The organism is Tsukamurella conjunctivitidis, assembly GCF_007858475.1.
In the GTDB taxonomy this organism is placed as follows: domain Bacteria; phylum Actinomycetota; class Actinomycetes; order Mycobacteriales; family Mycobacteriaceae; genus Tsukamurella; species Tsukamurella conjunctivitidis.
Genome location: NZ_VIGX01000012.1, coordinates 17,731 through 42,942 on the forward strand (window position 1 = coordinate 17,731; position 25,212 = coordinate 42,942).

Annotated in this window: 24 protein-coding genes; 13 read left to right on the forward strand and 11 right to left on the reverse strand. The window is 70.6% G+C overall.

Annotation, left to right across the window (positions count from 1 at the left end):
• The first annotated feature begins 1 nt into the window (after position 1).
• From FK530_RS17620 to FK530_RS17640, 5 genes are all read left to right on the forward strand, one after another.
• Entirely contained in the window at positions 2 to 511 is a 510-nt protein-coding gene (locus FK530_RS17620) for a bacterial proteasome activator family protein (protein ID WP_146488293.1), read from the forward strand.
• A gap of 84 nt (positions 512 to 595) precedes the next feature.
• Positions 596 to 1,453, forward strand: a complete 858-nt coding sequence (gene wzm, locus FK530_RS17625; protein ID WP_146488294.1) for a galactan export ABC transporter permease subunit Wzm/RfbD — start codon at positions 596 to 598, stop codon at positions 1,451 to 1,453.
• Between the two features lies 1 nt (position 1,454).
• Positions 1,455 to 2,249, forward strand: coding sequence for a galactan export ABC transporter ATP-binding subunit Wzt/RfbE (gene wzt / locus FK530_RS17630; protein ID WP_146488295.1), 795 nt, complete (start codon positions 1,455 to 1,457; stop codon positions 2,247 to 2,249).
• The gene (gene glfT1 / locus FK530_RS17635) at positions 2,242 to 3,153 is read left to right on the forward strand and encodes a galactofuranosyltransferase GlfT1 (RefSeq protein ID WP_146488296.1); all 912 of its coding nucleotides are present in this window, start codon (positions 2,242 to 2,244) and stop codon (positions 3,151 to 3,153) included. Before wzt ends, glfT1 begins: the two co-directional genes overlap by 8 nt.
• A 79-nt stretch (positions 3,154 to 3,232) precedes the next feature.
• Positions 3,233 to 4,867: an acyl-CoA synthetase gene (locus FK530_RS17640; protein WP_146488297.1), complete on the forward strand. Its 1,635-nt coding sequence runs from the start codon at positions 3,233 to 3,235 to the stop codon at positions 4,865 to 4,867.
• A gap of 88 nt (positions 4,868 to 4,955) precedes the next feature.
• Here the strand turns inward: FK530_RS17640 and FK530_RS17645 are convergent, their stop codons facing one another.
• The 6 genes from FK530_RS17645 to FK530_RS17670 form a co-directional block, all read right to left on the reverse strand.
• Positions 4,956 to 6,167 (reverse strand): MFS transporter, encoded by a 1,212-nt coding sequence (locus FK530_RS17645; protein WP_146488298.1) that lies wholly within the window; start codon positions 6,165 to 6,167, stop codon positions 4,956 to 4,958.
• Positions 6,160 to 7,659: an FAD/NAD(P)-binding protein gene (locus FK530_RS17650; protein WP_158645130.1), complete on the reverse strand. Its 1,500-nt coding sequence runs from the start codon at positions 7,657 to 7,659 to the stop codon at positions 6,160 to 6,162. Before FK530_RS17650 ends, FK530_RS17645 begins: the two co-directional genes overlap by 8 nt.
• Positions 7,660 to 7,806: 147 nt before the next feature.
• Positions 7,807 to 9,441, reverse strand: coding sequence for a glycosyltransferase family 39 protein (locus tag FK530_RS17655; RefSeq protein WP_146488300.1), 1,635 nt, complete (start codon positions 9,439 to 9,441; stop codon positions 7,807 to 7,809).
• Positions 9,441 to 9,878, reverse strand: a complete 438-nt coding sequence (locus FK530_RS17660) for a GtrA family protein (protein WP_146488301.1) — start codon at positions 9,876 to 9,878, stop codon at positions 9,441 to 9,443. Before FK530_RS17660 ends, FK530_RS17655 begins: the two co-directional genes overlap by 1 nt.
• 29 nt (positions 9,879 to 9,907) lie before the next feature.
• The gene (locus FK530_RS17665; RefSeq protein WP_146488302.1) at positions 9,908 to 10,399 is read right to left on the reverse strand and encodes a hypothetical protein; all 492 of its coding nucleotides are present in this window, start codon (positions 10,397 to 10,399) and stop codon (positions 9,908 to 9,910) included.
• Positions 10,389 to 10,604 (reverse strand): helix-turn-helix transcriptional regulator, encoded by a 216-nt coding sequence (locus FK530_RS17670; protein WP_146488303.1) that lies wholly within the window; start codon positions 10,602 to 10,604, stop codon positions 10,389 to 10,391. The genes FK530_RS17665 and FK530_RS17670 overlap by 11 nt, the downstream gene beginning before the upstream one ends.
• A 150-nt stretch (positions 10,605 to 10,754) precedes the next feature.
• On the opposite strand from FK530_RS17670, the gene FK530_RS17675 reads away from it, so the two are divergent.
• A complete protein-coding gene (locus FK530_RS17675; protein ID WP_146433602.1) occupies positions 10,755 to 11,015 on the forward strand; it encodes a hypothetical protein in 261 nt (86 codons plus the stop codon).
• Positions 11,016 to 11,029: 14 nt separating this feature from the next.
• On the forward strand, positions 11,030 to 12,865 hold the full coding sequence (gene glmS, locus FK530_RS17680) for a glutamine--fructose-6-phosphate transaminase (isomerizing) (protein WP_146488304.1): 1,836 nt from the start codon (positions 11,030 to 11,032) through the stop codon (positions 12,863 to 12,865).
• Between the two features lie 12 nt (positions 12,866 to 12,877).
• On the opposite strand, the gene FK530_RS17685 is transcribed toward glmS, so the two are convergent.
• Genes FK530_RS17685 through doeB2 form a run of 4 tightly spaced genes read right to left on the reverse strand, consistent with a single transcriptional unit; the run spans position 12,878 to position 17,929 of the window.
• Positions 12,878 to 14,257 carry an NAD-dependent succinate-semialdehyde dehydrogenase gene (locus FK530_RS17685; protein WP_146488305.1) on the reverse strand — a complete coding sequence of 460 codons (1,380 nt, stop codon included), beginning with the start codon at positions 14,255 to 14,257 and terminating at the stop codon, positions 12,878 to 12,880.
• Positions 14,254 to 15,501 (reverse strand): ectoine hydrolase, encoded by a 1,248-nt coding sequence (gene doeA, locus FK530_RS17690; RefSeq protein ID WP_146488306.1) that lies wholly within the window; start codon positions 15,499 to 15,501, stop codon positions 14,254 to 14,256. Before doeA ends, FK530_RS17685 begins: the two co-directional genes overlap by 4 nt.
• Entirely contained in the window at positions 15,498 to 16,751 is a 1,254-nt protein-coding gene (locus FK530_RS17695) for an aspartate aminotransferase family protein (protein ID WP_146488307.1), read from the reverse strand. Before FK530_RS17695 ends, doeA begins: the two co-directional genes overlap by 4 nt.
• 26 nt (positions 16,752 to 16,777) lie before the next feature.
• Positions 16,778 to 17,929: a N(2)-acetyl-L-2,4-diaminobutanoate deacetylase DoeB2 gene (doeB2, locus tag FK530_RS17700; RefSeq protein WP_146488308.1), complete on the reverse strand. Its 1,152-nt coding sequence runs from the start codon at positions 17,927 to 17,929 to the stop codon at positions 16,778 to 16,780.
• Positions 17,930 to 18,053: 124 nt separating this feature from the next.
• Here doeB2 and FK530_RS17705 point away from each other — a divergent pair, with 124 nt between their 5' ends.
• A complete protein-coding gene (locus FK530_RS17705; RefSeq protein WP_146488309.1) occupies positions 18,054 to 18,269 on the forward strand; it encodes a sigma factor-like helix-turn-helix DNA-binding protein in 216 nt (71 codons plus the stop codon).
• 7 nt (positions 18,270 to 18,276) lie between these two features.
• Here the strand turns inward: FK530_RS17705 and FK530_RS17710 are convergent, their stop codons facing one another.
• Entirely contained in the window at positions 18,277 to 19,437 is a 1,161-nt protein-coding gene (locus FK530_RS17710) for an acyl-CoA dehydrogenase family protein (protein WP_146488310.1), read from the reverse strand.
• A gap of 111 nt (positions 19,438 to 19,548) precedes the next feature.
• On the opposite strand from FK530_RS17710, the gene FK530_RS17715 reads away from it, so the two are divergent.
• The 5 genes from FK530_RS17715 (at position 19,549) to FK530_RS17735 (ending at position 25,204) form a co-directional block, all read left to right on the forward strand.
• Positions 19,549 to 20,160: a TetR/AcrR family transcriptional regulator gene (locus tag FK530_RS17715; protein ID WP_146488311.1), complete on the forward strand. Its 612-nt coding sequence runs from the start codon at positions 19,549 to 19,551 to the stop codon at positions 20,158 to 20,160.
• 68 nt (positions 20,161 to 20,228) lie between these two features.
• Positions 20,229 to 21,659 (forward strand): decaprenylphosphoryl-beta-D-ribose oxidase, encoded by a 1,431-nt coding sequence (dprE1, locus tag FK530_RS17720; protein WP_146488312.1) that lies wholly within the window; start codon positions 20,229 to 20,231, stop codon positions 21,657 to 21,659.
• Positions 21,660 to 21,680: 21 nt separating this feature from the next.
• On the forward strand, positions 21,681 to 22,442 hold the full coding sequence (gene dprE2, locus FK530_RS17725) for a decaprenylphospho-beta-D-erythro-pentofuranosid-2-ulose 2-reductase (protein WP_146488313.1): 762 nt from the start codon (positions 21,681 to 21,683) through the stop codon (positions 22,440 to 22,442).
• Between the two features lie 42 nt (positions 22,443 to 22,484).
• Positions 22,485 to 24,374 carry an arabinofuranosyltransferase gene (locus tag FK530_RS17730; protein WP_146488314.1) on the forward strand — a complete coding sequence of 630 codons (1,890 nt, stop codon included), beginning with the start codon at positions 22,485 to 22,487 and terminating at the stop codon, positions 24,372 to 24,374.
• A gap of 2 nt (positions 24,375 to 24,376) precedes the next feature.
• Entirely contained in the window at positions 24,377 to 25,204 is an 828-nt protein-coding gene (locus tag FK530_RS17735) for an SDR family NAD(P)-dependent oxidoreductase (protein WP_146488315.1), read from the forward strand.
• Positions 25,205 to 25,212: the final 8 nt, after the last annotated feature.

The following is a 25,212-nucleotide window of genomic DNA, read 5'->3' on the forward strand; positions in this document are numbered from 1 at the left end:
TATGAACGATCGCAACGAGGTGGAGATCATTCCTGCAGGAACAGGCACCGGCGCACCCGGTGGGGACGACGATGCGGACAACGCCGCCGAGGAGCTGCACGGCATGGTCGAGCAGCCCGCGAAGGTGATGCGGATCGGGACGATGATCAAGCAGCTCCTGGAGGAGGTGCGCGCCGCACCGCTCGACGAGGCCAGCCGCGCGCGCCTCAAGGACATCCATCGCACGTCGATCAAGGAGCTCGAGGACGGGCTCTCCCCCGACCTGCAGGCGGAGCTGGAGCGCCTGGCGCTGCCCTTCACCGACGAGTCGACCCCGTCGGACGCCGAGCTGCGGATCGCGCAGGCCCAGCTCGTCGGCTGGCTGGAGGGCCTGTTCCACGGCATCCAGACCGCGCTCTTCGCCCAGCAGATGGCCGCCCGGGCGCAGCTCGAGCAGATGCGGCAGGGCGCGCTGCCTCCGGGGATGACGCCCGGACCGGAGTCGCAGACGGGCCACGGCCAGTACCTGTGACGCCGCCGCCGATGCCGGGCCGGGGCGGCCGGGCGCCGTCGACCTCCCCGAGTCCCCAGTGCGCGACGGGTACCCTTCAGACTCGTGCCCGTCGATAGCCCCAACGCCGCCCAACCGGCGCCACTCGTCTCGGACTCGCGCACCTTCCGGCGCGCGATCCGGGACCTCGTCGACGGTGCCACCGTGCACCGCGAGCTGTGGCTGGAGCTGGGCTGGCAGGACATCAAGCAGCGTTACCGCCGGTCGGTGATCGGCCCGTTCTGGATCACGATCGCCACCGGCGTCACGGCCAGCGCGCTCGCGCTGCTGTGGTCCGTCCTCCTCAGCGCCGACGTGAAGGTCCTGCTGCCGCAGCTCACCGTCGGCTTCGTGCTGTGGGCCTTCATCCAGAGCTCGATCATCGACGGCGCCGAGGTCTTCATCGCCAACGAGGGACTGATCAAGCAGCTGCCCTCACCGCTCTCGGTGCACGTCTACCGGCTGGTGTGGCGACACCTGCTGTTCCTGGCCCACAACGCCATCATCCTGGTGATCGTGCTGGCGATCTTCCCGCCCGAGCAGTGGTCGTGGACGCAGCTGAGCCTGATCCCGGCGATCGGCATGCTCGCCATCACCGGGGTGTGGGTCTCGATGTCCTTCGGCATCCTGGCCACCCGATTCCGCGACATCGCCCCGCTGCTCACCGCACTCACCCAGCTGCTCTTCTACATCACCCCCGTGGTGTGGACGCTCGACACGGTGCCGGGCGGCAACACCGAGCGCGCGAAGCTGGTCAAGCTCAACCCGCTGTACCACTACCTGGAGATGGTCCGCGGGCCGCTCACGGGCAAGCCCTTCGATCCCCAGCACTGGTACGTGGTGATCGGCTGCACCGTTGTCGGCATCGCGCTGATGCTGGTGCTCATGAAGCAGTTCCGTTCCCGAGTCGCGTATTGGGTGTGAGATGAGCGTTTCCATTCGGACGCAGGACGCCTGCGTCGACTTCCCGGTGTTCGACGCCAAATCGCGCTCGATCAAGCGCGCCGTCATGGGCTCGGCCGGCGGCAAGGTGATGGCCGACGACAACGTCGTCGTGGTCGAGGCCCTGCGCAACATCACCATGAGCCTCGATGAGGGCGACCGCGTCGGCCTCGTCGGCCACAACGGCGCCGGCAAGTCGACGCTGCTGCGCCTGCTGGCCGGGATCTACGAGCCGACCCGCGGCACCGCGGCGGTGAAGGGACGCGTGGCCCCGGTCTTCGACCTGGGGGTCGGCATGGACCCGGAGATCTCCGGGATGGAGAACATCATCATCCGCGGCCTGTTCCTCGGGCAGACCCGCAAGTCCATGCAGCGCAAGGCCGACGAGATCGCGGAGTTCACCGAGCTCGGCGACTACCTCTCGATGCCGCTGCGCACCTATTCGACGGGCATGCGGGTCCGGATCGCGCTCGGGGTGGTCACGTCGATCGATCCGGAGATCCTGCTGCTCGACGAGGGCATCGGCGCCGTCGACGCGGAGTTCATGCGCAAGGCCCGTAAGCGCCTGCAGGCGCTGGTCGAGCGCTCGGGCATCCTCGTCTTCGCGTCGCACTCGAACGAGTTCCTCGCGCAGCTCTGCGACCGGGCGATGTGGATCGACCACGGTCAGATCCGCCAGGAGGGCGGCATCGAGGAGGTCGTGACCGCCTACGAGGGCGATGAGGCCGGTGCCCAGGTCCGCACGGTCCTCGACAAGATCGCGGCCGAGGATGACTGACGACCGGGGCACCGTCGTCGCGGTGGTCGTCACGCACGACCGCGCGGAGCTGCTGTCGAAGTCGCTGGAGGTGCTCAGCTCGCAGGAGCGCCCCGTCGACCACCTGATCGTCGTCGACAACGCGGCGCAGGACGAGGTACGCGCACTCGTCGAGTCGCAGCCCGTCGCCACCACCTACCTCCCCTCGCAGTTCAACCTCGGCGGGGCCGGCGGCTTCGCGCTGGGCATGCTGCACGCGCTCGCGCTGGGCGCCGACTGGATCTGGCTCGCGGACGACGACGGCCGCCCCGAGGGGCCGAAGGTCCTGGCCACGCTGCTCGAGTGCGCCGAGCGGCACGGCCTCGCGGAGGTCTCCCCCGTGGTCGCCACCATCGACGATCCCGAGACGCTCGCGTTCCCGCTGCGCCGCGGCCTGGTCTGGCGGCGCACGCGCTCCGAGCTGATCGATCCCGAGGCCCCGTCGGACGACGTGCTGACCGGCATCGCCTCCCTGTTCAACGGGGCACTGTTCCGCAAGGACACCGTCGCGGCGGTCGGCGTGCCGGACCTGCGGCTGTTCATCCGCGGCGACGAGGTGGAGATCCACCGCCGGCTGGTGCGTTCGGGCCTGCCTTTCGGCACCTGCCTCACCACCGCGTACCTGCACCCGAACGGCGCCGACGAGTTCCGTCCCATCCTCGGCGGGCGCATGCACACGCAGTACCCGGACAACGAGACCAAGCGCTTCTTCACGTACCGCAACCGCGGCTACCTGCAGTCGCAGCCGGGCATGCGCAAGCTGATCCCGCAGGAGTGGGCGCGCTTCGGATGGTTCTTCCTGGTGCAGCGTCGCGATGTCGCGGGGTTCCGGGAGTGGCTGCGGCTGCGCAAGCTCGGTCGGGACGAGCGGTTCACCCGCCCCTGAGCCGCGCGGGAGGCCCTCGATCACGAGCCTATTGAGACCCCCTCAACAAAGAGCGGGCGCTGCCTCTATCATCGTCGTCATGGGAACGAGCCTGGTCTCCGATCTGTTCGCACAGGGCCATGCCCTCACGCGCATGCTGCAGCGACGGGTCGTCGACCCCGCGCGTCCGGACGTCGCGCTGCGCGCCCTCGGCTACAACCGGCAGTACGGCCCGCAGGCCGCCCTGGTGATCAAGGGCGCCGCCGAGAGCCCCGACCGCACGGCCATCGTCGACGAGCGCGGTTCCCTGACCTACGCGCAGTACGAGGCGCAGTCGAACGCGCTGGCCCGCGGGCTCCGTGCCTCCGGCCTGAAGTCGGGCGACGTCATCGCGGTGCTGGCCCGCGATCACCGCGGCCTGCTGCTCATCATCAGCGCCGCGGCCCGCGCCGGCATGCGGCTGGCGATGATGAACACCGGCTTCGCCAAGCCCCAGTTCGCCGAGGTCTGCGAGCGGGAGAAGGTGCAGGCCGTCTTCCACGACAGCGAGTTCACCTCGCTGCTCGATGCGCTGCCCGAGGACATGCCCCGCTACCTGACCTGGGTCGACGACGCCGACTCGGTGCCCGAGGGCGCCCAGACCATCGACCAGCTGGCCGCCGGCCGCGACGCCAAGCGCGTGCCCCCGCCCGAGAAGCAGGGCGGCTTCATCATCCTCACCTCCGGCACCACCGGCCTGCCCAAGGGCGCCACCCGCAGCAAGGTGCCCTCACTGGCGACCGCGATGCTCGTGGACCGCATTCCGTTCAAGCGGCGCGGCACCGTCGTCATCGCCTCGCCGATCTTCCACTCCACCGGATTCGCCATGTGGTCCGCCGGGATGTCCGTCGGGTGCACCACCGTGACGATGCGCCGCTTCGACCCCGAGAACACGCTCAAGCTGATCGCCGACAACCGCGCCGACATGCTGGTCGCGGTGCCCACCATGCTCACCCGCATGCTGAGCCTGCCCGCGGAGACCCTGGCGAAGTACGACACCAGCTGCCTGAAGTCGGTCGTCGTCGCGGGATCCGCGGTCTCCCCCGAACTGTCCGAGAAGTTCCAGGACGTCTTCGGCGACGTCCTCTACAACGTCTACGGTTCGACCGAGGTCGCCGTCGCCACCGTCGCCACGCCGCGCAACCTGCGCACCGCGCCCGGCACCGTCGGCAAGCCCCCCGTGCTGACCACCGTCCGGCTCTACGACGAGAACGACGCGCTCGTCGAGGGCGTCGGCAAGCGCGGCCGCGTCTTCGTCCGCGCCGGCGCGCCTTTCGAGGGCTACAGCGACGGCCGCACCAAGCAGATCATCGACGGCCACCTCTCGTCGGGCGACATGGGCCACTGGGACGAGCACGGCCTGTTGCACATCGACGGCCGCGACGACGACATGATCGTCTCCGGCGGCGAGAACGTCTACCCGCTCGAGGTGGAGAACCTGCTGGTCACCCGCGACGACGTGGTCGAGGCCGCGGTGATCGGCGTGCCCGATCCCGAATTCGGCCAGCGCCTGCGCGCCTTCGTCGTGATCGACGGCGGTGCCCCCTCCGACGACGAGGCCCTGGTCAAGGATCTCAAGGACTTCATCCGCGGCAATCTCGCCCGGTTCAAGGTCCCGCGCGACGTCGTCTTCCTCGACACCCTGCCCCGCAACCCGACGGGCAAGATCGTCCGCCGCGAACTGCCGAAGGACTAACGGCCCACGAGTTCTGGTGCGTGTCGGCGACGACACGCCGAGCGACCGCCGCCGAGATCCACCGAAGATCCCTGCGGCGGTCGTCGTCTCAGGCCGTGCGCCGCGTCGTCCCCCAGACCACCGCGGCGAGCGCGAGCAGGGGCAGGCCGATCGCCACCGAGGTGCTGAGCGCGGACCGCAGGTGCAGCGCCTCGATCAGCACGGAGTAGACGGCGCCGGCGCCCATCTGGAGGAAGAAGAACAGCCCCGCCCCGACGCCCTGGGCCTTGAGATCCAGCTCCAGCAGGCCCGCCTGCGCGAAGGGGATCGACGCCCCGACCCCGAGAAATCCGATTGCGAGCGGCACCACGACCGCGGCGGCGGTCGGGACGCCGGTCGCGGCGAGCGCGACGAGGGCGGCGCCACCCAGAGCCGAGCCGATCGTGCACGCGCGCACCGCGGTCCGTGCCTCGGCGGCCCGGCGGATCACGACGCTGCCCGCGATGTACCCGAGCGCGGGAACGATGAGCAGCAACCCGTACTGGATCTCCGTCGCGCCGTGCAGCCCCTGCAGGATGAACGCGGACTGCTCGATGAACAGGAAGTAGCCCATCCAGGCCAGCGAGATCACCACGGCATGCCGGTGGAATCCTCGGCGCGAGAACGCCTCCGCCACCCCGCGCCCGATGGCACGGGGCGAGGGGGCGACCGGCGTCACGGGCGGGGCGACGGGCACCAGCCGGAGGAAGGCGAGCGCCAGGACCACACCGACCGCGGCCAGCCCCAGGAACAGCGCCCGCCACGGCGCCACCTGGACCAGCGCCGATCCGAAGAAGGGCGAGAGCGCGGGCGTCGCGGCGATCACGATCGACAGTGACGTGAGCAGGTGCATCCGGGCATCCGTCGGATACCGTCGCTGGATCACCAAGCGGCACAGCACCGTCGCCGATGTCCCGCCCACGGCCTGCACGAACCGCGCGACGCCGAGCACGGCCACCGTGGGAGCCGCGGCGGCGAGCACACCGCCGAGCGCGAACAGCACGAGCCCCAGCGCCTGCAGCGCCCGCGCGTCGTACCGGTCGGCCAGCACGCCCGCGGCGAACATCGAGACCGCGTAGCCCGCCATGTAACACGACAGTGTGAGCTGGACCGCGGAGACGCTGGTGTGCAGGTCGACCGCCATCTGCGGCGTCGACGGATTGAGCAGGCTCAGCCCCAGCTGCGGCCCGGTGACCGCGACCAGCAGCATCACGGTGGTCCACCTGCCGGGCGCGCGCACGGCGGCCTCCCGTCGCTCCGCGACCGCGCTCGCCTCAGCCACCGGCCACCACCCGCACGGGCTCGTGCGCAGCCGGGGTCACCCGCTCCGCGATCGACCGGGCCACGGCTCGGGCCCGGCGACGGATCTTGGCGATGCTGCTGATGTAGTACAGGTCGCCCGAGGCGATCTCGCCGAGCGCGTACAGCCCGGGCACCGAGGCGCCGTCGCGGCCGACGATCGAATTGTCGTTCACGTTGATCCGCAGCCCGCCGTACGGGTTTCGTCGCGCGGTGCCCGCGTAGACGAGCGACGAGACCAGGCTCGCCGCCGCGCCCGACGGCGCACCGGCCGGCGTGCGCGTCGCGTTCACCACGTGCTCGACGGCCTCGTCGCCGTCGGCGCTGCTCACCACCAGCCCGGAGTCCGACGGGGCGACGTCGCGGACGCCGTGCCGCACGGTCAGCGAACCGTCGACCACCATGGCGCCGAGGACCTGCGCGCTGCGCGCCGGCAGCGGGTTGGCGAGCGCCTGGAAGGGCGCGTGCACGCTCGCGACCATGGCGGAGCGCGCCGACCGCGTCATCGCGGACCACAGATCGTTGGCGTAGTACTGCGCGACGCAGATGACGAGGCGCTGGACCTCCGGCGCGATCGAGGCGGGGCGGCCGGAGAATCCCGCGAGGCGGGGACCGGCGGGCTCGGCGATCGCGCGGAAGGCGGCCCGCACCTCGGACCGGCGCAGCCCCTCGCCCACGGCGAGGTAGTCGACGATGTTCACCACGTCCTCCCACTCGAGGCCGCCGTGCCTCAGCTGCACCCGCCGGATGAGCGCGCCCACGTCGGGGTCGAAGTCGAGCGGCTCGAGGTCGCTGCGCACGTCGGGGAGGATGCCCTGCCGGGAGGCCATGAGCAGGCGGCCGGTCCAGTTGCGGGACCGGACGGCCAGCGCGACGTCGATCGCGCTGAGCCCGGTGCCGATCACGGCGGCGGTCTCGCCGGCGAGGACGGTCGGCAGCCAGTCGTCGACGGGGTACGGGTCCTGCGTGTAGTGCTCGGTGCCCTCGAGCCGGTACGGGTCGGCGGGCGGGCTCGACCCGAGCGCGAGGACGACGATGTCGTGCCGGTACGTCTCGGGCGGGAGTCCCGGCCGGTGCACGACGAGGCGCCAGACATCGCCCTCGCGCGCCGCGTCGGTGACGCGGCCGGTGATCCGGGTCAGCGAGTCGCCGAAATCGAGCGCCCGCGCCTGTGTGCACTGCCGGAGGTAGCGGCCGTACGCCCAGCGCGGGACGAAGCTGTGCCCGCCGTCGAGGAGCAGTTCCGGATGCTCCGTGCGGCACCACTGCACGAACTCGTCGGGTTCCTCCGCCGAGATGGACATCGCGAAGGCCTGCCTGTTGAGCAGAGCCGAATCGGATTCCTCGGCGTAGGCCCGCCCGGGTCCGATGACCCGGTCGGCGTACACGGAGACGGACAGATCGTCGCTCACCGGGAGCTGCCGCAGCAGACTGACGGCCGCGGCACCTCCTCCGACGATCCCGACTGACACCACGACGCTCTCCCCTCGATTCGTTACCTGTGCGTAACGATCGTCGCGAAGGCGGCGAGCGCGGGCAACCCTGGATATCTCACACCGGACAAGGGTGGACACGACCGACAAAGTGGTATATACGCCTAACGAATTGTTCCCTCGGGGCTGTCACCAGTAGGTATGCACCGTGTGCGGGAGCGGCTGCGGATCGGGACCGACCGCGGGCGGGGGCCGCCGCAGGTGCACCACCTGCAGGATGTGGAACTGCTCCTGATGCACCACCGCGAGGCCGCCGTAGTCCAGCGAGACCTGCATGTCGGAGCCCATGAACCGGGACGGCCGGAACGTCCACCACAGGTTCCCGTTCTCCTGCCGGAAGTCGTCCTCGGCGCGGTCGGCATCGGTGAGCACCCAGGCGGCGGTGCACTCGTCGGCCGCCCACGACGCCCACTGGTTGACGCCCTTCTCCTTGTCCCAGAGCTTGCCCTCGGCGCGCCGGTCACCGTCGTTGCCCATGTCCCGCAGGCCGTCGAACATCCCGGGCAGGCCGTCGTGCGCGATCCGCAGCGACGGCCACGCCCAGCTCGGCTGGACCTGGAAGAAGACGCAGTCCCCGGGGCGGGCGTTGTCGCGGATGTAGCGCGCGGCGTAGCTGAAGTCGCTGCCGCCCGGCTTCGACAGCGGGCTGTGCTGCCACAGGTAGCCCGGTATCGCGGCCACCGTCAACGCCGCCAGCAGCACCGCGCCGGCGATCCGCGGGCGCGGCAGGGCCCGCGCCACCGTCGTGACCGCGGCGGCGAGCACCAGCACCACCCCCGGCACCGTGAAGCTCACGTACCGCCCCACGTACGACGGGACCACGGGCGAGACCAGCAGGATCGCCGCGAGCGGCACCAGCGCGCCGGCCAGGCCGTACCGGAGCGCGGGGAGCAGGTCCGACGGGACGCCGCGCCGCCACCACAGCAGCGCGGCGGCGGCGATGACGAGCCACGCCGCGATCGCGAAGGCACAGGAGTGGTCGAACCACTGGTCGACCAGCACGTTCTGGAAGATCCGCCACCCCGGCCAGCGCAGCCACGAGACCTGGTCGCGCTGCGTCGCGGCGAGGATCGCGACGGGGCTCGCGAGGACGATCGCGGACGCGGAGGCGATCAGCACCGGTCGCAGCACCGCGCGCGTCCGCGTCCTCGGTTCCCAGGCGAAGACCGCCAGCACCGCGAGGACCAGCGTCGCGGAGTAGAGGAAGAGCACCGTCGCGAGCAGCAGTGCCGCGCCGTACGCGAGCCAGGCCCTCCGCACCGTCCGCGTTGCCGACGGCGCCCTCTCGTTCCGGAGCGTCGCCCCGGCCGCACCGTGCGCGGCGATCAGCACCAGCGCCGCGGACGCGATCACCCAGGAGTAGGACCGGGCCTCGACGCCCGACCAGGTCAGCCGCGGCAGGATCAGCGCGATCACGCCCGCGACCAGCGCGAAGGCCTCGCCGCCGAGCCGTCGCGCGAGGACGTGGCAGGCCGCGACCGCCGCGCCGACGCCGAGCGCGGAGAACGCCCGCAGCGCGGTCTCGTCGAGACCGAAGACCAGCGAGAAGGTGCGCACGCCCCAGTAGTAGAGGCCGTGCACCGCGTCGATGTTCGTCAGCAGGTGCCACAGCTCACCGGGCGACCGGTCGATCGCGGAGGCCGTGGCGAGCTCGTCGAACCACACGGACGGACGCCCACCGTGCCAGAGCGAGAGCAGGATGCCGACGAGCGCGAAGGCCCCGGGCACGAGCAGTGTTCGCCGCGGCCGAATTGCCGGGGCCATCACATCAGCTTGAAGATCACCGTGCGCTGGACGATGAAATTGACGACGGTCGCGGTGCCCTGGGCGATCACGAAGGCGAAGAGCCGGTTGAGATAGCTGCCGATGCCGTCCTCGGGCGGCGGGAACAGCGTGTAGAACGCCATGTAGAGCCCCAGCTGCACGCCGTACATGGCGATGTAGAGCGCCCACACCGCGATGAGCCGCTTCGTCGACGGCTCGGCCTGGAAGGTCCAGCGGCGGTTGAGCAGGTACGCGGTGGTCGTGCCGCAGATGAAGCCGATGGTCTTGGCCAGTGCCTCGTCGAGCCCGAGGAACTTGCCGAGCAGCAGGGTGAGCCCGAAGTCGACGACGGCGGAGAAGCCGCCGGTCAGCACGAAACGGATCAGCTGGGTCTTGAGATCGAGGTGTTCCCGATCGGCCGCTTCGGAGGTGGTCACGAGGTCACAGCGTACCGAGACATCCTTCGTTACTCGAATACGTCGTCGTCAGCGGCGGCCGCGGCCTCCCGGCGGCGCTCCGCCCTCGTCGCCAGCAGGACGGCGCCGCCCGCGATCCCGGCACCCACGAGCCCACCGACGGCGGCGCCCGCGATGGTGCTCGCGTCGCGGTCCAACTGCAGAGCGCACCAGATCGCCAGGTACGGGATGAGGATCGCCGCCATCGCGGCCTTGCGCCTCGGCGTCATGAAGGCGCGGTAGATGGTCGCCAGCGGTACGTCGTGCCGGGTGCAGTAGCGGTACGTGGCCAGCTGCGTCGCGAGCAGCAGGAGCAGCACCGCCATCGCGGTGACCCGGGCGCCCTCCGCCGCTGCGATCAGCGACGCGACGAGCGCTGCGGGCGCGGCCCAGTAGTAGCCCACCGTCATCGCGCGGTAGTACTCCTCGCGATGACGCTCGTCCCCCCAGGCGGGGTCCGACGGGGCGAGGATGAAGTCCTCGATGCGACTCTCAGCCGACATGATCGTCCTCCTTCAGGGGAAACAGGTCCTCGACGGTGGACTCCAGGGCCCGGGCGATCTTCAGTGCGAGGTACACGCTGGGCGCGTAGTCGCCCTTCTCGACCGAGACCACCGTCTGCCGGCTCACGCCGACCGCGGCGGCCAGATCGGCCTGGGTGATCCGCTGAGCGCGTCGCCGCACTCGCACCGGGTTCTCGTCGTCCACACCCCGAAGTCAAGCAGCCTTGACATATCCTGTCAAGAATTCTTGTCATTGCGGGAATCTTCGCGCCGATTCGTCGCGAATCGGTCTCATTCCTGCCCGAAACCGGGCAGATAATTGACAGCGCACCGTCGGGGCCGCAAGATCGACACCGTGCCGGACAGCGATCTCGTGGATCACATCGCGCGGACCACGGGGCTCTCCGCCGCCGAGGCCGTGCGTGTCATCGACGATGTCACGGCGTACTACCGGGAGCCGGTCGAGGAGTTCGTCCGCCGCCGCCACCGTGACCTCCAGGGTCGCGGGGCCAAGAACGCGGAGATCTTCGCGACCCTCGCCGACGAGTTGAGCAGCCGGCTCGTCGCGGCCCCGGACCTCACCGAGCGGCAGCTGCGCCGCCTCGTCTACAGCTAGGAGCCGCCTGAAGCATGTGCGGAATCGTCGGATACATCGGTGGCCAGACGGCCGTGGACATCCTCGTCGACGGACTGACCCAGCTCGAATATCGCGGGTACGACTCGGCGGGCATCGCCGTCCTCGGCCCGTCGGGCGCCAAGCGCGTCCGCAGCGTCGGGCGCGTGCGCGACCTGGAGGCCGCGCTGCCGAAGCGCCTCGCCGGTAAGACCGGCATCGGGCACACGCGGTGGGCTACGCACGGCGCTCCGTCGGAGGCCAACGCCCACCCGCACACCTCCACCCCGGACGCCAACGGCGACGAGCGGATCTTCGTGGTGCACAACGGCATCATCGACAACGCCCGCGACCTGCGGATCGAGCTCGAGGCGCAGGGCGTGGAGCTCACGTCCGACACCGACACCGAGGCGGTCGCGCATCTGATCGCCCGCAGCGACGCCGACACCCTCGAGGACGCCGTCCGCGCGACCCTGCACCGCCTCAGCGGCACCTACGCGCTGGCTGTCATCGACACCGCGCACCCCGATCGGATCGTGGTGGCCCGTAACGGTTCCCCGCTGATCCTCGGCGTGGGTGACAAGGAGATGTTCGTCGCCTCCGACATCTCCGCCGTGGTCCGGCACACCAGCCAGGTGGTTCACCTCGACGACGGCGAGTGCGCCACCGTCACCGCCTCCGGTTTCCGGATGTTCAGCGCCGACGACGCCCGCGCGGTCGCGAAGTCGGCCACCACCGTGGACATCTCGCCCGACGAGCTGGAGCTGGGTAACCACAGCCACTTCATGCTCAAGGAGATCGCGGAGCAGCCGTCCTCGCTCGAGCGCATGCTCTCGGGCCGGCTCGACGAGCGCTTCGCCACCGCCCGCCTCGACGGCCTGAACCTGGACGCGCAGGCCATGCGGCGCTTCAAGCGGGTCAAGATCCTCGGCTGCGGCAGCGCGTACTACATGGGACAGCTGGGCGCCTCGCTCATCGAGGAGCTCGCCCGCATCCCCGCGGATGCCGAGCCCGCCAGCGAGTTCCGCTACCGCAATCCGATCGTCGAGCCCGACACGCTGTACGTCGCGGTGAGCCAGTCGGGCGAGACCGCCGACACCGCGTTCGCGGTGCAGGAGGTCAAGCGCAAGGGCGGCACCATCGTCGGCCTGGTCAACGTGGTCGGTTCCACGATCGCGCGCGAGGTCTCGGGCGGCATCTACCTGCACGCCGGCCCCGAGGTCTCCGTGGCCTCCACCAAGGCGAACACCCACATGGCCGTGGGCTTCGCGCTGCTCGCGCTGGCCCTGGGCCGCGTCCGCGACCTCTCGATCACCGATGGCACGCGGATCGTCAAGGGCCTCAAGGCACTCCCGGCGCAGATCGGCGAGATCATCAGCGAGCCCGGGGACGTGGAAGAGGCGGCGAAGCTGCTCGCCGAGGCGCCCAGCCTGTTCTTCATCGGCCGCGTGCGCGGCTACCCGACGGCCCGTGAGGGCGCGCAGAAGTTCAAGGAGATCAGCTACCGCCACGCCGAGGCGTACCAGGCGTCCGAGCTCAAGCACGGCCCGCTCGCGCTGATCAGCCCGGAGATGCCGACCGTCGCCATCGTCCCCGACGACGAGCTGCTGGACCGCAACATCGGTGCACTGCACGAGATCGCGGCCCGCGGCGGCGACATCGTGGCGATCACCAACCCGGGCGTCGAGCTGCCCGAGTCCAAGGTCACGCTCACGGTGCCGAAGAACGAGCCGGAACTGGACCCGATCCTGCTGATGATCCCCACGCAGCTGCTCGCCTACTACGCGGCGCTGAGCCTGGGACTCAACATCGACCGGCCCCGCAACCTGGCGAAGTCGGTCACCGTCGAGTAGCGCCGCGGGAGGTCAGTCCCGCTTCGGGCCGACCCAGACCTGCTGGGCGTTGACGAACTCGTGGATGCCGGCGCGGCCCAGCTCGCGGCCGTAGCCGGAGCGCTTGATCCCGCCGCTCGGCAGCCGCGGGTCGGTCTTGACGATCCCGTTGACGCTGACCTGCCCCGCCTCGAGTTCGCGGGCCATGGCCTCGCCGCGCGCCGTCTCCGTCCAGACGCTCGCGGCGAGGCCGTACTGCGTCGCGTTCGCCAGGTCGACGGCGTGCTCCGCATCGACCGCCATCATCACCGCGGCGACGGGCCCGAAGGTCTCCTCGGCGCAGGCCGCCATCCCCGGTCGCACCCCGGTGAGCAGGGTCGGCGGGTAGTAGAAGCCCGGGACGTCGGGCACCGTGCCGCCGAGCAGACACGTGGCGCCGGCGGTCACCGTCTCCGTCACCTGGCGATGCAGGGCGTCGCGCAGGTCGGCGCGCGCGATCGGCCCCACCTGCGTGTCGTCGTGCCGAGGATCGCCCATCCGCAGCGCGGCGAGCCGGCTGCGGAGCGCCTCGACGAATTCGTCGTGCACCGATCGCTCGACGATGATGCGCTTCGCCGCGATGCAGGACTGGCCGGCGTTGATGATCCGGGACAGCGCCAGCGTCTCGGCGGCGGCCTCGATGTCGGCGTCCGCCAGCACGATCGACGGGTCGGAGCCGCCGAGTTCCAGTACCGCGGGCTTGATCTCGGAGGCGGCCACCGAGGCCACCGCGGCGCCGGCACGGTCGGAGCCGGTGAACGAGACCGCGCGGATGCGGCGGTCGCGGATCACCCCCGCGACGTCCGGCGTGGCCGCCGGGAGCGAGGCGAACACCCCGTCGGGAGCCCCGACCGCGCGGAACGCCCCGGCGATCGCCGCGGCGCATCCGGGAACGTGCGGGTCGTGCTTCATGACGCAGGTGTTGCCCGCCATGAGCGCCGGCGCACAGAAGCGGAAGGCCAACCAGAAGGGCGCGTTCCACGGCAGCACGCCGAGCACCGTCCCGAGCGGGAGGTACTGGACGTAGCTCGACGTGGCGTCCGACTCGACGACGTCGGGGGCCAGGTACTGCTCGCCGTGCTCCGCGTAGTGCTCCGCCGCCCACGCCGCCTTGACCACCTCTCCCCTCGCCTCGGTGATGGGCTTGCCCATCTCCTCGGTCATCAGGTAGGCGTAATCCTCGATGCCGCGGCGCAGCTCGGCACCGACGGCGCGCAGGAGCTCCCCGCGGTCGGCGAAGCTCGTCCGCCGCCAGTCGCCGAAGGCCGTCTCCGCCCGTGCGAGCGTGGTCTCGATCTCCGCGGGCCCCGCCGCCGGGACCTCGCGGATCTGCGCGCCGGTCGAGGGGTCGATCACGGTCAGCATCGTCGTCATGGGAGCACCTCCGCCTCGGTCGTGTCCTGGTGTGGCCCTTCGTCCACGACGGCGCCGTTCACCCCGGCCGTGGCCGCGGCGTCGTCGTGGACGGTGAAGTCCTCGTCCAGCGTGAAGAAGGACTCGCACCCGTCCTCGGTGATCCGGATCGTGTCCGAGATGCCGACGGTCTTGTCCCCGTCGACGCCCCACATCCACGGGATCACGTGGAAGGTCATCCCCGGTTCCAGCGCGGTGAAGTCGCCCGGGTTGAGGCTGAGGATGTACCCCTCGTCCCACGACGGCGGGAAGGCGATGCCGATCGAGTACCCCGAGCGCGTGACCAGGCGCGCCCCGACGGTGTTGTCCGAGATGATCCGGCGCACCAGCGAATCGGCGTCGGAGACCGTCATGCCCGGGCGCATGAGGGACTTCAGCTCGGAGAGCGCGAGCTTCATCCGTTCCTGCGCCTCGTACATCGTGGGCGAGAGCTCACCGTTCACCGCGGTGCGCATGAGCGCCGCGTGGTACCGGCGGTAGCAGCCACCCACCTCGAGGAAGACGTGCTCACCGGGCTCGATGGTGCGCCCCTCCCAGGTGGCGTGGCCGATCATCGAGCGCGGCCCGGAGGCGACGTAGGGCATCACGGCGGGGAATTCGCCGCCGGCGCGGAACATGGCGGCGCTGATCGCCGCCGCCACGTCGTTCTCCGTGTTGCCCGGCACGGCGGCCTCGAGACCGGCCGCCATGCCCGCCTCGGCCGCCCGCGCGGCGCGGCGCATCACCGCGATCTCCGCGTCCGACTTCGTCGCGCGGCCGGCCTCGACGATGCCGAAGCAGTCCATGAGCACGCCCTGCTGGAACGAGGTGTGCACGCGGTCCTGCTGGTACGCGGGGAAGAAGTAGCTGTTGCGCTCGTAGCCCACGCGTTTGGTGCCGAGGCCGCCCTCTTTGAGCGTGAGCACCAGTTCCTGGATGGCGTCGCCGGTGTCGGGATACGGGCGGGTGCGTTCGACCCAGGTCCGCGCGATGACATTGGACTCCTCCATCGCGCGGGTGATCATCACCGGCTCGTCGTCGAGCGGGACGACCAGCGCCTGGAAGAACGAGTAGCCGGTGGTCTGGTAGTCGGTGAGGTACATCAGGTTCTCGGGGTCGGTGATCACCACCGCGTCCAGCCCCCGCTTGTCCATCCGCTCGCGCAGCTCCGCCAGGCGGCGCTCGTACTCCTCGGGAGGGAAGGTCATGTCGTCGCGCTGCTTCATCGCGCCACCTCCGCCACGGCGGCCTCGAGCAGGTCCAGTCCCTCGGCGAGGTCCTGCTCCGGGATCGTCAGCGGCGGGATGAGTTTGAGTACCCGGCCTCCGCTCCCGCACGGGCCGATGAGGAGACCCGTGTCGAAACAGGCCTTCTGCACGGCCTTCGCGAAGGCGCCGTCGCCCGTGTCCAGGGCCTGCATCATGCCCTTGCCCCGCACCTCCCAGTCGCGGTCCGGGTGCGCCGCCGCGATGGACGCGAGCCTCTCCCGCATCGTCTCGCCCTTCGCGGCGACGGCGGACATCAGCTCGTCGTCGGCGAAGTAGTCGAGGGCGACGGTGCCCGCCACCATCGACAGGCCCTGCCCGCGGAAGGTGCCGGTGTGCGCGCCGGGCGACCAGTGCGCGTCCACGGCGGGCTTGTTGAGGTTCATGGCGATCGGGGTGCCGTACCCGCCGAGGCCCTTGGCGAGGGTGATGACATCGGGATCGAGTCCGTAGCCGTCGAAGCTGAAATAGCTACCGGTGCGACCGCATCCGGCCTGGATGTCGTCGATGATGAACAGTGCGCCGGTCTCGCGCGCGAGGTCCTGGACGGCGTGCAGCCAGTCGGCGCTGGCGACGTTGACGCCGCCCTCCGCCTGCACCGCCTCCACGAGGAAGGCCGCGGGCGCCGTGTGCCCGCTGGACGGATCCGCCAGTGCCGCGGCGTAGTCGGAGAGGGCCGTCTTCCCGCCGGGTGCGGTCTCGAAGGGCAGCCGCACCACGTCGCGCAGCGGGACGCCCGCCCACTGCCGGAAGGCCTCGTTCGCCGTCGCGGCCAGGGCGCCGAGGGTCATGCCGTGAAAGCCGTGGCTGAAGGCGACGACCTCCCGCCGGCCGGTGGCCAGGCGCGCCAGTTTGAGCGCGGCCTCGACGGCGTTCGTGCCGGTGGGGCCGGTGAACTGCATCCGGTGGTCCATGCCGCGCGGCGCGAGGATCACGTCGTGGAACCGGGTCAGGAAGTCGCGCTTGGTGGTGGTGTAGGTGTCGAGGCTGTGGGCCACGCCGTCGGCCTCCAGGAAGTCGATCATGGCGCGCTTCATCGTCGGGTTGTTGTGCCCGAAGTTGAGAACCCCGGCTCCGGCGAAGAAGTCGATGTAGCTCTTCCCGGCCTCGTCCACCTGCCGGGCGTTGGACGCGGACGCGAAGACGGTGGGGAAGTTCCGGCAGTAGCCGCGGACTTCCGATTCCCAGTTCTCGAAAGCAGTGGTGTCCATGCGAATCCCTTCGTTTCGTGCGGTCCTCAGTGGTCGGGCGGCTCCGGCGCCCCCGCGAGACCCACCAGCAGGCGCGCGGCGGGATCGAGCAGGGCATCGTCGAAGTCGTATTCGGCGCTGTGCAGCGGCGCCGTGGTGCCGGAACCGAGCAGAGCGAAGGCGCCCGGGATCCGCTTCAGGTAGTAGCTGAAATCCTCCGAGGCGAGCACCGGTACGGCGGCGGGCGCGGACCACTCCGGGCCGAGCACCGTCGACAGGCGCCTCCGCAGCTCCGCGGCAGGGCCGGCGTGGTTGACGGTGGCGCCGTAGCGCACCGTCGTGGTGACCTCGGCACGCACGCCGTGCGCCGCGGCGGTGGCCCGGGCGATGTCGTCGATGAGGGCGAAGACCGTGGACCTGGCGTCGTCGTCGGCGGCGCGCACGCTGCCGGCCAGCGAGGCCTCGTCGGGGGTCACGGTGGCGGCGCTCTCGGCGGTCAGCGAGGTCACGGCCACGACGGCGGCCTGCTGCGGGGAGGTCCGGCGCGCCACGATCTGCTGCAGGGCGAGCACGACGGCCGCGGCGGCGAGGACGGGATCGCGGGTGGCCTCGGGCTGCGAGGCGTGCCCGCCCCGGCCGATCAGCCGGACCTCGAAGGTGCCGTTCGCCGACATCACGGGGCCGTCGGGGCACAGCGCCCGTCCGAGCGGCAGTCCCGGCCAGTTGTGCCACCCGAAGACGACGTCCACCCCGTCGAGCGCACCGTCCGCGATCATGCCGCGCGCGCCGTGCCCGCCCTCCTCGGCGGGCTGGAACAGGAGTGTGACCGGTCCGGGGAGCTCCGCCTCGTGCACGCGGAGCCAGCGCGCCGCGGCGAGCAGGGCGGCCGTATGACCGTCGTGCCCGCAGGCGTGCATGACCCCCTCGGCCGTGGAGGCGTACGGCAGGCCCGTGGCCTCGCGGATCGGCATGGCGTCCAGGTCGGCGCGCAGCGCCACGTGCCGGCCGGGCGCGTGCGGGGCGAGGCGGACGACGGTGCCCGTATCCGCGCAGGGCCGCCAGCCGAGGCCGATCGCGTCGAGTTCGGCGCGCACGGCCGCGGCGGTGGCCTGCTCCGCCCAGGCGAGCTCGGGGCGGCGATGAAGTTCGCGTCGGAGTTCAGTGGCCCGGGCAACGGTCTCGGCCCAAGAGTCGTTCATCGGACCTCCTCGGATGGGTGTCCGTTTCGGTCTCTTTCAACGTACCGCGATCCGACGAAAGGCGAGCGGACATCACCCGAATGGCGGATGTGCCCGGAATCACAGCGCCCTACCGTGAATCATCATGGGGCGAAGGACACGGACGACCGACGCGTGGTTGCGCGCGACGCTGCCGCCGGAGCTCTACCGTGTGCTGCAGCTGCGCGTGACCCAGGGGCGGACCGTCGACGAGACGGCCGCGCTGCTGCGGACCACGCCGCAGGCGGTGCGGCTGCAGCAGCACCGCGCGCTGGAGCGGATCCGTTGCGGCCTCGCACGTTCCGATGCCGAGGCCGGGTAGGGAGTGGTCAGAGGCTTCGGCCGATCAGCTCCTTCATGATCTCGTTGGTGCCGCCGTAGATCTTCTGGACGCGAGCGCCCGCGTACAGCTGCGCGATGGGGTACTCCATCATGTAGCCGTACCCGCCGAAGAGCTGCAGGACACTGTCGACGACGCGGCACTGCATGTCGGTGGCCCACAGCTTCGCCATCGACGCGGTAGTGGCGTCGAGCGTGCCGTCGATCGCGCGGCCGATGCAGTGGTCGATGAGCGTGCGGCCCGCGAAGACCTCCGTCTTGGCCTCGGCGAGCACGAACCTGGTGTTCTGGAAGTCGGCGATCGGCCGGCCGAAGGCCGTGCGCTCCTTGGTGTACTCGATGGCCTCGACGACCGCCTTCTCCGCCGCGTCGACGCCGCCGATCGCGATGCTCAGCCGCTCGCGCGGGAGTTGGCGCATCAGCTGGAAGAAGCCCTGGCCCTCGACGCCGCCGAGCAGGTTGTCCACCGGGACGCGCATGTCCGTGAACGCGAGCTCCCGCGTGTCCTGGCCGTGCTGACCGATCTTCTTGAGGACGCGGCCCCGCTCGAAGCCGGGGAGATCCCTCGTCTCCGCCACGATCAGGGATATCCCCTTGGCGCCCTGGGACGGGTCGGTCTTCGCGACGATGATCAGCAGGTCGCAGTGGCTGCCGTTGGAGATGAAGGTCTTCGACCCGTTGATCACGTACTCGTCGCCCTCACGCACCGCGGTGGTGCGCACGGCCTGCAGGTCGGACCCCGTGCCGGGCTCCGTCATCGCGATCGCCAGGACGGCCTCGCCCGACGCCGCCCTCGGCAGCCAGCGCTCCTTCTGCTCCTCGGTCCCGCAGTCGGCGATGTAGTGCGCGCAGATGGTCGAGTGCACGCCGTAGCCGAAGGCACCGTCGCCCGAGAGGACGAGCTCCTCCAGCACGACCGTGTCGTGCCCGAAGTCGCCGCCCGCCCCGCCGAGCGCCTCGGGCAGTTCGGTGCAGAGCAGGCCCGCCGCGCCGGCCTTGTTCCAGAATTCGCGGTCCACCTGGTGCTGCTCGGCCCAGCGCTCCTGATGCGGGGTGGCCTCCCGCCGGAAGAACTCCGCGGCGTGCTTGCGCAGTTCGGTGTGCTCGGGGGTCTCCCAGGCGGGCCGGTAGTCGGGGAACAGTGCGGTCATGGGCTTCTCTTCTCTCCACGGGCGAGTCGGCAATACGTTTGTATAGTCACCGATGTGTCTGTATAGCGCAAGCCTCCGCCGTTAGGCTCGGTCGGAGATGAAGGGACACCCGTGACCGACCTCCCCGCGTCGAACGACGACCTCACCGCCAAGGCCCGGATCCGCAACGCCGCGCTCGAACTCTTCGCCGCGCGGGGGGCGAGCGCGGTCTCCCTGCGGGCCGTGGCTGCGCACGCCGGGGTCACCGTCGGCCTGGTGCAGCACCACTTCACGACCAAGGACGGACTGCGCCGCGCCGTCGAGGAACAGATCGTCGAGTTGCACGCCCGGGCGATCGCCGCCGTGCCCGACGAGGGGCCGCCGGCCGAGGTCGCGGCGGCTCGCGACGGATCCGTGCGGGAGATGCTGTCGCGGCGGCCCGCCGTCGTGGACTACCTGCGCCGCTCCTTCCTGGAGCCCAGCGGCTCGGAGCTCCTCATCCGGCTCACCGAACTCGGTCGCAGCGAGGTGGTCCGGCTGCGCGCCGCACACCTGGCCTCCACCGAGCGGCCCGAATCGGACCAGGTGATCGGGCTGATGGTGCGGCAGATGGGCACGCTGTTCCTGCAGCCGCTCGTCGACGCGATGTGGGAGCACCTGCGCGAGCCCGGCGCACCGTCGGAGGCGAAGCCCGTGCTGTCCGTGAGCACCGAGCCGACCCGGCCGGACGCCCCGTCGATGTGACCAAGACGAGGTCACAGCCTCCGCAACCTCAGCATCGACTCAGGTTGGGCGCGGTAATCTGATGGGCGATGTCCGAGACAACTCTTCCCTATCTGCCCATCTCGACGCGCAAGCTGGTGGGCTGGTCGCGCACCACGCCGATCGAGGGCCACGTGCTGTCCACGCCCGACGTGGACCAGATCGCCAAGGCCGTCGCCCTCGTGGCCGACGCCGAGGCCGATAAGCCCGCCTACCTGCGACGCGGCGTGATCGCGCGCGGGCTGGGCCGCTCGTACAACGAGTCGGCGCAGAACACCGGCGGCCTCACGATCGAAATGACGCCGCTGAGCGCCATCCACGACATCGACGCGGAGAGCGCCGTCGTGGACGTGGACGCCGGCGTCGACCTCGACACCCTGATGCAGGCGGCGCTGCCGTACGGCCTCTGGGTGCCCGTGCTGCCCGGTACGCGCCAAGTGACGATCGGCGGCGCCATCGCCCATGACATCCACGGCAAGAACCACCACAGCCAGGGCTCGTTCGGCAATCACATCCTCGAGATGACGCTGCTCACGGCCGACGGCAAGGTGCTCACGCTGACCCCGAAGGGCTCGTCCGACGATCCCGACGGCGAGCTGTTCTGGGCCACCGTCGCCGGCGTCGGCATGACCGGCATCATCCTGCGCGCGAAGATCCAGATGAAGCGCACCGAGAGCGCCTACTTCATCGCCGACACCGAGCGCACCGGCTCGCTGCAGGAGACGATCGACCTGCACCTGCAGGACGGTTTCGAGGACGGTTACGAGTACGCCTCGGGCTGGTTCGACGCGATCAGCGCGCCGCCGAAGCTCGGCCGCGGCACCTTCTCCCGCGGCAACCTGGCCACGCTCGACGAGCTGCCGGAGAAGTACCGCAAGGATCCGCTGAGCTTCAACAACAAGCCGCTGATCAGCTTCCCCAACATCTTCCCCAACGGGCTGGCGAACAAGTTCGACTTCTCGCTGGTGGGCGAGGCCTACTGGCGCGCCGGGCCGCCCAGCCAGGGCAAGGTGAAGAATCTCGCGGGCTTCTACCACATGCTCGACGTCTTCGGCGGCTGGAACAACGCGTACGGCCGCACCGGCGGCTTCTGCCAGTACCAGTTCATCGTGCCCACCGGCAACGAGCCCGAGTTCATCAAGCTGATCGAGGACATCCAGGCCTCCGGCAACGTGAGCTTCCTCAACGTGATCAAGCTGTTCGGCGACGGGAACCAGGCTCCGCTGAGCTTCCCGTTCAAGGGCTGGAACGTCTGCCTCGACTTCCCCGTCAAGCGGGGCCTCGCCGAGTTCCTCAACGAGCTCGATGTGCGCATCATGGCCATGGGCGGCCGCCTGTACACGGCGAAGGACTCGCGCACCACCGCGGAGCGCTTCCACGCCATGTACCCGCAGATCGACGAGTGGATCGCCACCCGCCGGAAGATCGACCCCACGGGCGTCTTCATCTCCGATCTCGGCCGCCGCCTCGAACTCGCCTAAGACCTGTAAGGAAGCATTCGCATGATCAACGCCGTCGGCGTCCCCCAGTCCATCCTGCTGCTCGGCGGCACCTCCGAGATCGGCCTGTCGATCGTCGAGGAGTACCTCGCCAAGGGCACGCAGCGCGTCGTGCTCGCCGCGCTGCCGAACGATCCGCTGCGCGAGCAGGCCGTCGCCCAGGTCACGGCGGGCGGTGCCGCCTCGGTCGAGGTCGTCGACTTCGACGCGACCGACTTCGACGGCCACCAGAAGACGATCGACGCCGCCTTCTCCGGCGGCGACATCGACGTCGCGATCGTGGCCTTCGCCCTCGACTTCGACGCCGAGGAGCTGTGGCAGAACCAGCGCAAGGCCGTCCTGCTCGCGCAGGTCAACTACACCGGCGCCGTGTCCGTCGGCGTGCTCCTGGGCCAGAAGATCAAGGAGCAGGGCCACGGCCAGATCATCGCGATGAGCTCCGTCGCGGGCCTGCGCCCGCGCCGCAGCAACTTCGTCTACGGCTCCTCGAAGGCCGGCTTCGACGGCTTCTACCTCAACCTCGGCCAGGCGCTGGAGCCCTTCGGCGGTTCGGTGCTCGTGGTCCGGCCGGGCATGGTGCGCACCAAGTTCTCCGCGCACGTCAAGGAGGCCCCGCTGACGATCGACAAGGACGTCATCGGCAAGCTCGCGGTCGACGCCGCGATCAAGGGCAAGTCGCTGGTCTACGCCCCCGCGCCGTGGGGCTTCGTCAGCTTCGGCCTCAAGAACATCCCGCAGCCGATCTTCCGCAAGCTCCCCATCTAGGCGTTCCGTGGAGCCACGACGCCACCGTCTACGCTGGCCCGCGTGACTGATACACGCCCCGGCACCGTCGCCCCGCCAGCACCACCACGGGCCCGGGACCTGGTCCTCGACCTCGCCGCCGCCGCGATCCTCGCGGCGGCGGTCGGCGTCGTCGGGTGGTTCGCGATCAGCACCGTCGACTGGCCCGCGTACAGCAGCTCCAACGTCACGCGGGCCTTCGCGACCGTCTTCCAGGTGATCGCGATCGCCGTGCTCGCCGGATGCGCCGTGCTGCTCTCGCGGGCGATCCCGGCCTGGCAGGCCCGCACGGCCCGGCTGCTCTCCTTCACGACCGTGGCCGGCTTCGTCACCGTCACCCTCGCCCTGCCGCTCGGGGGCACCAAGCTGTACCTGGGCGGCATCTCCGTCGACCAGCAGTTCCGCACCGAGTTCCTGACCCGGTTCACGTCGTCGCCGCGGCTGGCGGACATGACCTACATCGACATGCCGCCGCTGTACTCCCCCGGCTGGTTCTGGTTGGGCGGCCGGTTCGCGAAGGTCTTCGGCATGCAGGGCTGGGAGGCGTTCCAGCCCTGGTCGATCATCTCCCTCGCCGTCGCGGCCGCGGTCGCGCTGGCGCTGTGGCTCGTCGTCGTGAGCCCCGCCCGGGCCCTCGCCGCGACCCTCGCCACCACCGTGGCCATGCTGCTCTACGGCTCCGCCGAGCCCTACGGCGCGGCCGTCGCGATCCTGCTGCCGCCGGTGCTGATCGTCGCGTGGTTCGCGATCCTGCGCGGCCGTCGCGGCGCGATCGCCCTCGTGGGCGTGTATCTCGGTGTCGCGGTGTGGTTCTACACGCTCTACCTCGGCGTCGCGGCGTTCGCGGTGGTGCTCATGGGCGTCGTCGCGCTCGGCGCGGCGTGGATCCGCGAGCGGCGTTTCGAGTGGCGCTACCCCGCCCGCGTCGCGGTCATGGGCCTGATCGCCATCGTGATCGGCCTGCCCGCGTACGGCCCCTTCCTGCTGCGCGTGGCCCGCGACGGCACCGACTCCAAGGGCTCCGCCTTCCACTACCTGCCCGAGCAGGGCTCCGTGCTGTCGCTACCGATGCTGCACTTCACGCTGCTCGGAGCGCTCGGCATGATCGGCATCGTCTGGATCCTGGTGAAGGCCCGCGGATGTCTGCCCGCGCAGGCGCTCGGGCTGGGCATCGCGGGCTCGTACCTGTGGGCGCTGCTGTCGATGGTCGCCTCACCCGCCGGCACCACACTGCTCGGCTTCCGCACCGAACCGGTGCTGCACATCCTGCTCGCCGCTGCGGGCGCGCTCGGCGCCGTGACCATGGTCGGCGCACTCGGCGACGGCTACCCGCGCTACCGCGATGCGGGAGTCGTGCTCGGCGTGCTCGCCGCGATCGGTGTGGCGCAGACGATTCCCGCGCAGCTGGCCGGTGAGATCGCGGTCGCCTACTCCGACACCGACGGCGACGGGCAGCGCGGCGACCGCCGGCCCGCGGGCGCGGAATCGTCGTACAAGGACGTGGACGCCGCGATCCTGGCCGCCACCGGCAAGCCCCGGACCGACACCGTCGTGCTCACGGCCGACTACGGCTTCCTCGCGATCTACCCCTACTGGGGCTTCCAGAACCTGACCTCGAATTACGCGAACCCCTTGGCGCACTTCACCGCACGGTCCGCCGCGATCGAGTCGTGGGCGAAGCTGGAGAAGCCCGACGAGCTCATCAAGGCCCTCGACGAAACCCCCTGGCGCGCCCCGGACGCCTTCGTCTTCCGACGGTCCGCCGACGGCCTCTCGCTGCGCCTCGCCGAGGACGTGTACCCGAACGACCCGAACGTGCGCCGGTACACCGTGGTCTTCCCCGAGAAGCTCTTCGAGGACCCCCGATTCGCCGTCACCGAGACGGGCCCGTTCGTCGTGATCGTGAGGAAGTGACCATGTCCCTGTCCCGTTCGGTACGCGATCTGATGCAGCGCCGCAGCCTCCTGCCCGAGTCCGTCGACGCCGCGCTCTCCGGGCGGGGGCGCACGCTGCGCGGCCTGCGCATCGTCATCACCGGGGCGTCGGCCGGCATCGGCCGGGAAGCCGCGCTGCAGCTGGCCGAGCGCGGCGCGCACGTCATCGCGGTGGCGCGGCGCGAACAGGAGCTCGAGGAGCTGTGCGCGCTCACCGGCGGCGAGTACCGCGTGTGCGACCTCACGGACAGCGATTCGATCGACGGGCTGCTCACCGGCCTCGGCGAGGTCGACGTGCTGGTCAACAACGCCGGCCACTCGATCCGGCGGACCATCGCCGATTCCACCGAACGCTTCCACGACTACCAGCGCACGATGAACCTCAATTACTTCTCGGCCGTGCAGCTCTCGCTGGGCGTGCTGCCGGGGATGATCGAGCGCGGCCGCGGGCAGATCGTCAACGTCTGCACCTGGGGCCTGCTCGCCAACACCTTCCCGAAGTTCTCCGCCTACGCGGCGTCCAAGAGCGCGCTCGCCATCTTCGGTCGCAGCCTCAATGCGGAGCAGCCGCATCCGGGAGTGCGCGCGACCAATGTCTACTTCCCGCTGGTGCGCACCGAGATGATCGCGCCGACCGCGGAGTACGCGGGCGCCTCCGCGCTCGAGCCCGACGAGGCCGGACGGTGGATCGTCCGGGCGATCACGCACCAGCCCGTCGAGGTCTCGCCGGCCGCGCTGCGCGCGCTGCTGCCCGTCGTCGACCTGCTCTCCCCCACGGCCTCCGATCGCACCATCTCATCGCTGACCTGAGCGGCCCC

Coding starts and splice junctions, on each gene's coding strand:
- dprE2 (WP_146488313.1), top strand. CDS start 21,681: ATGATCAACGCCGTCGGCGTCCCCCAGTCCATCCTGCTGCTCGGCGGC.
- FK530_RS17620 (WP_146488293.1), top strand. CDS start 2: ATGAACGATCGCAACGAGGTGGAGATCATTCCTGCAGGAACAGGCACC.
- FK530_RS17710 (WP_146488310.1), bottom strand. CDS start 19,437: ATGACCGCACTGTTCCCCGACTACCGGCCCGCCTGGGAGACCCCCGAG.
- doeB2 (WP_146488308.1), bottom strand. CDS start 17,929: ATGAACGACTCTTGGGCCGAGACCGTTGCCCGGGCCACTGAACTCCGA.
- FK530_RS17665 (WP_146488302.1), bottom strand. CDS start 10,399: ATGTCGGCTGAGAGTCGCATCGAGGACTTCATCCTCGCCCCGTCGGAC.
- FK530_RS17655 (WP_146488300.1), bottom strand. CDS start 9,441: ATGGCCCCGGCAATTCGGCCGCGGCGAACACTGCTCGTGCCCGGGGCC.
- FK530_RS17735 (WP_146488315.1), top strand. CDS start 24,377: ATGTCCCTGTCCCGTTCGGTACGCGATCTGATGCAGCGCCGCAGCCTC.
- glfT1 (WP_146488296.1), top strand. CDS start 2,242: ATGACTGACGACCGGGGCACCGTCGTCGCGGTGGTCGTCACGCACGAC.
- wzt (WP_146488295.1), top strand. CDS start 1,455: ATGAGCGTTTCCATTCGGACGCAGGACGCCTGCGTCGACTTCCCGGTG.
- dprE1 (WP_146488312.1), top strand. CDS start 20,229: ATGTCCGAGACAACTCTTCCCTATCTGCCCATCTCGACGCGCAAGCTG.
- glmS (WP_146488304.1), top strand. CDS start 11,030: ATGTGCGGAATCGTCGGATACATCGGTGGCCAGACGGCCGTGGACATC.
- FK530_RS17705 (WP_146488309.1), top strand. CDS start 18,054: ATGGGGCGAAGGACACGGACGACCGACGCGTGGTTGCGCGCGACGCTG.
- FK530_RS17695 (WP_146488307.1), bottom strand. CDS start 16,751: ATGGACACCACTGCTTTCGAGAACTGGGAATCGGAAGTCCGCGGCTAC.
- FK530_RS17640 (WP_146488297.1), top strand. CDS start 3,233: ATGGGAACGAGCCTGGTCTCCGATCTGTTCGCACAGGGCCATGCCCTC.
- FK530_RS17685 (WP_146488305.1), bottom strand. CDS start 14,257: ATGACGACGATGCTGACCGTGATCGACCCCTCGACCGGCGCGCAGATC.
- doeA (WP_146488306.1), bottom strand. CDS start 15,501: ATGAAGCAGCGCGACGACATGACCTTCCCTCCCGAGGAGTACGAGCGC.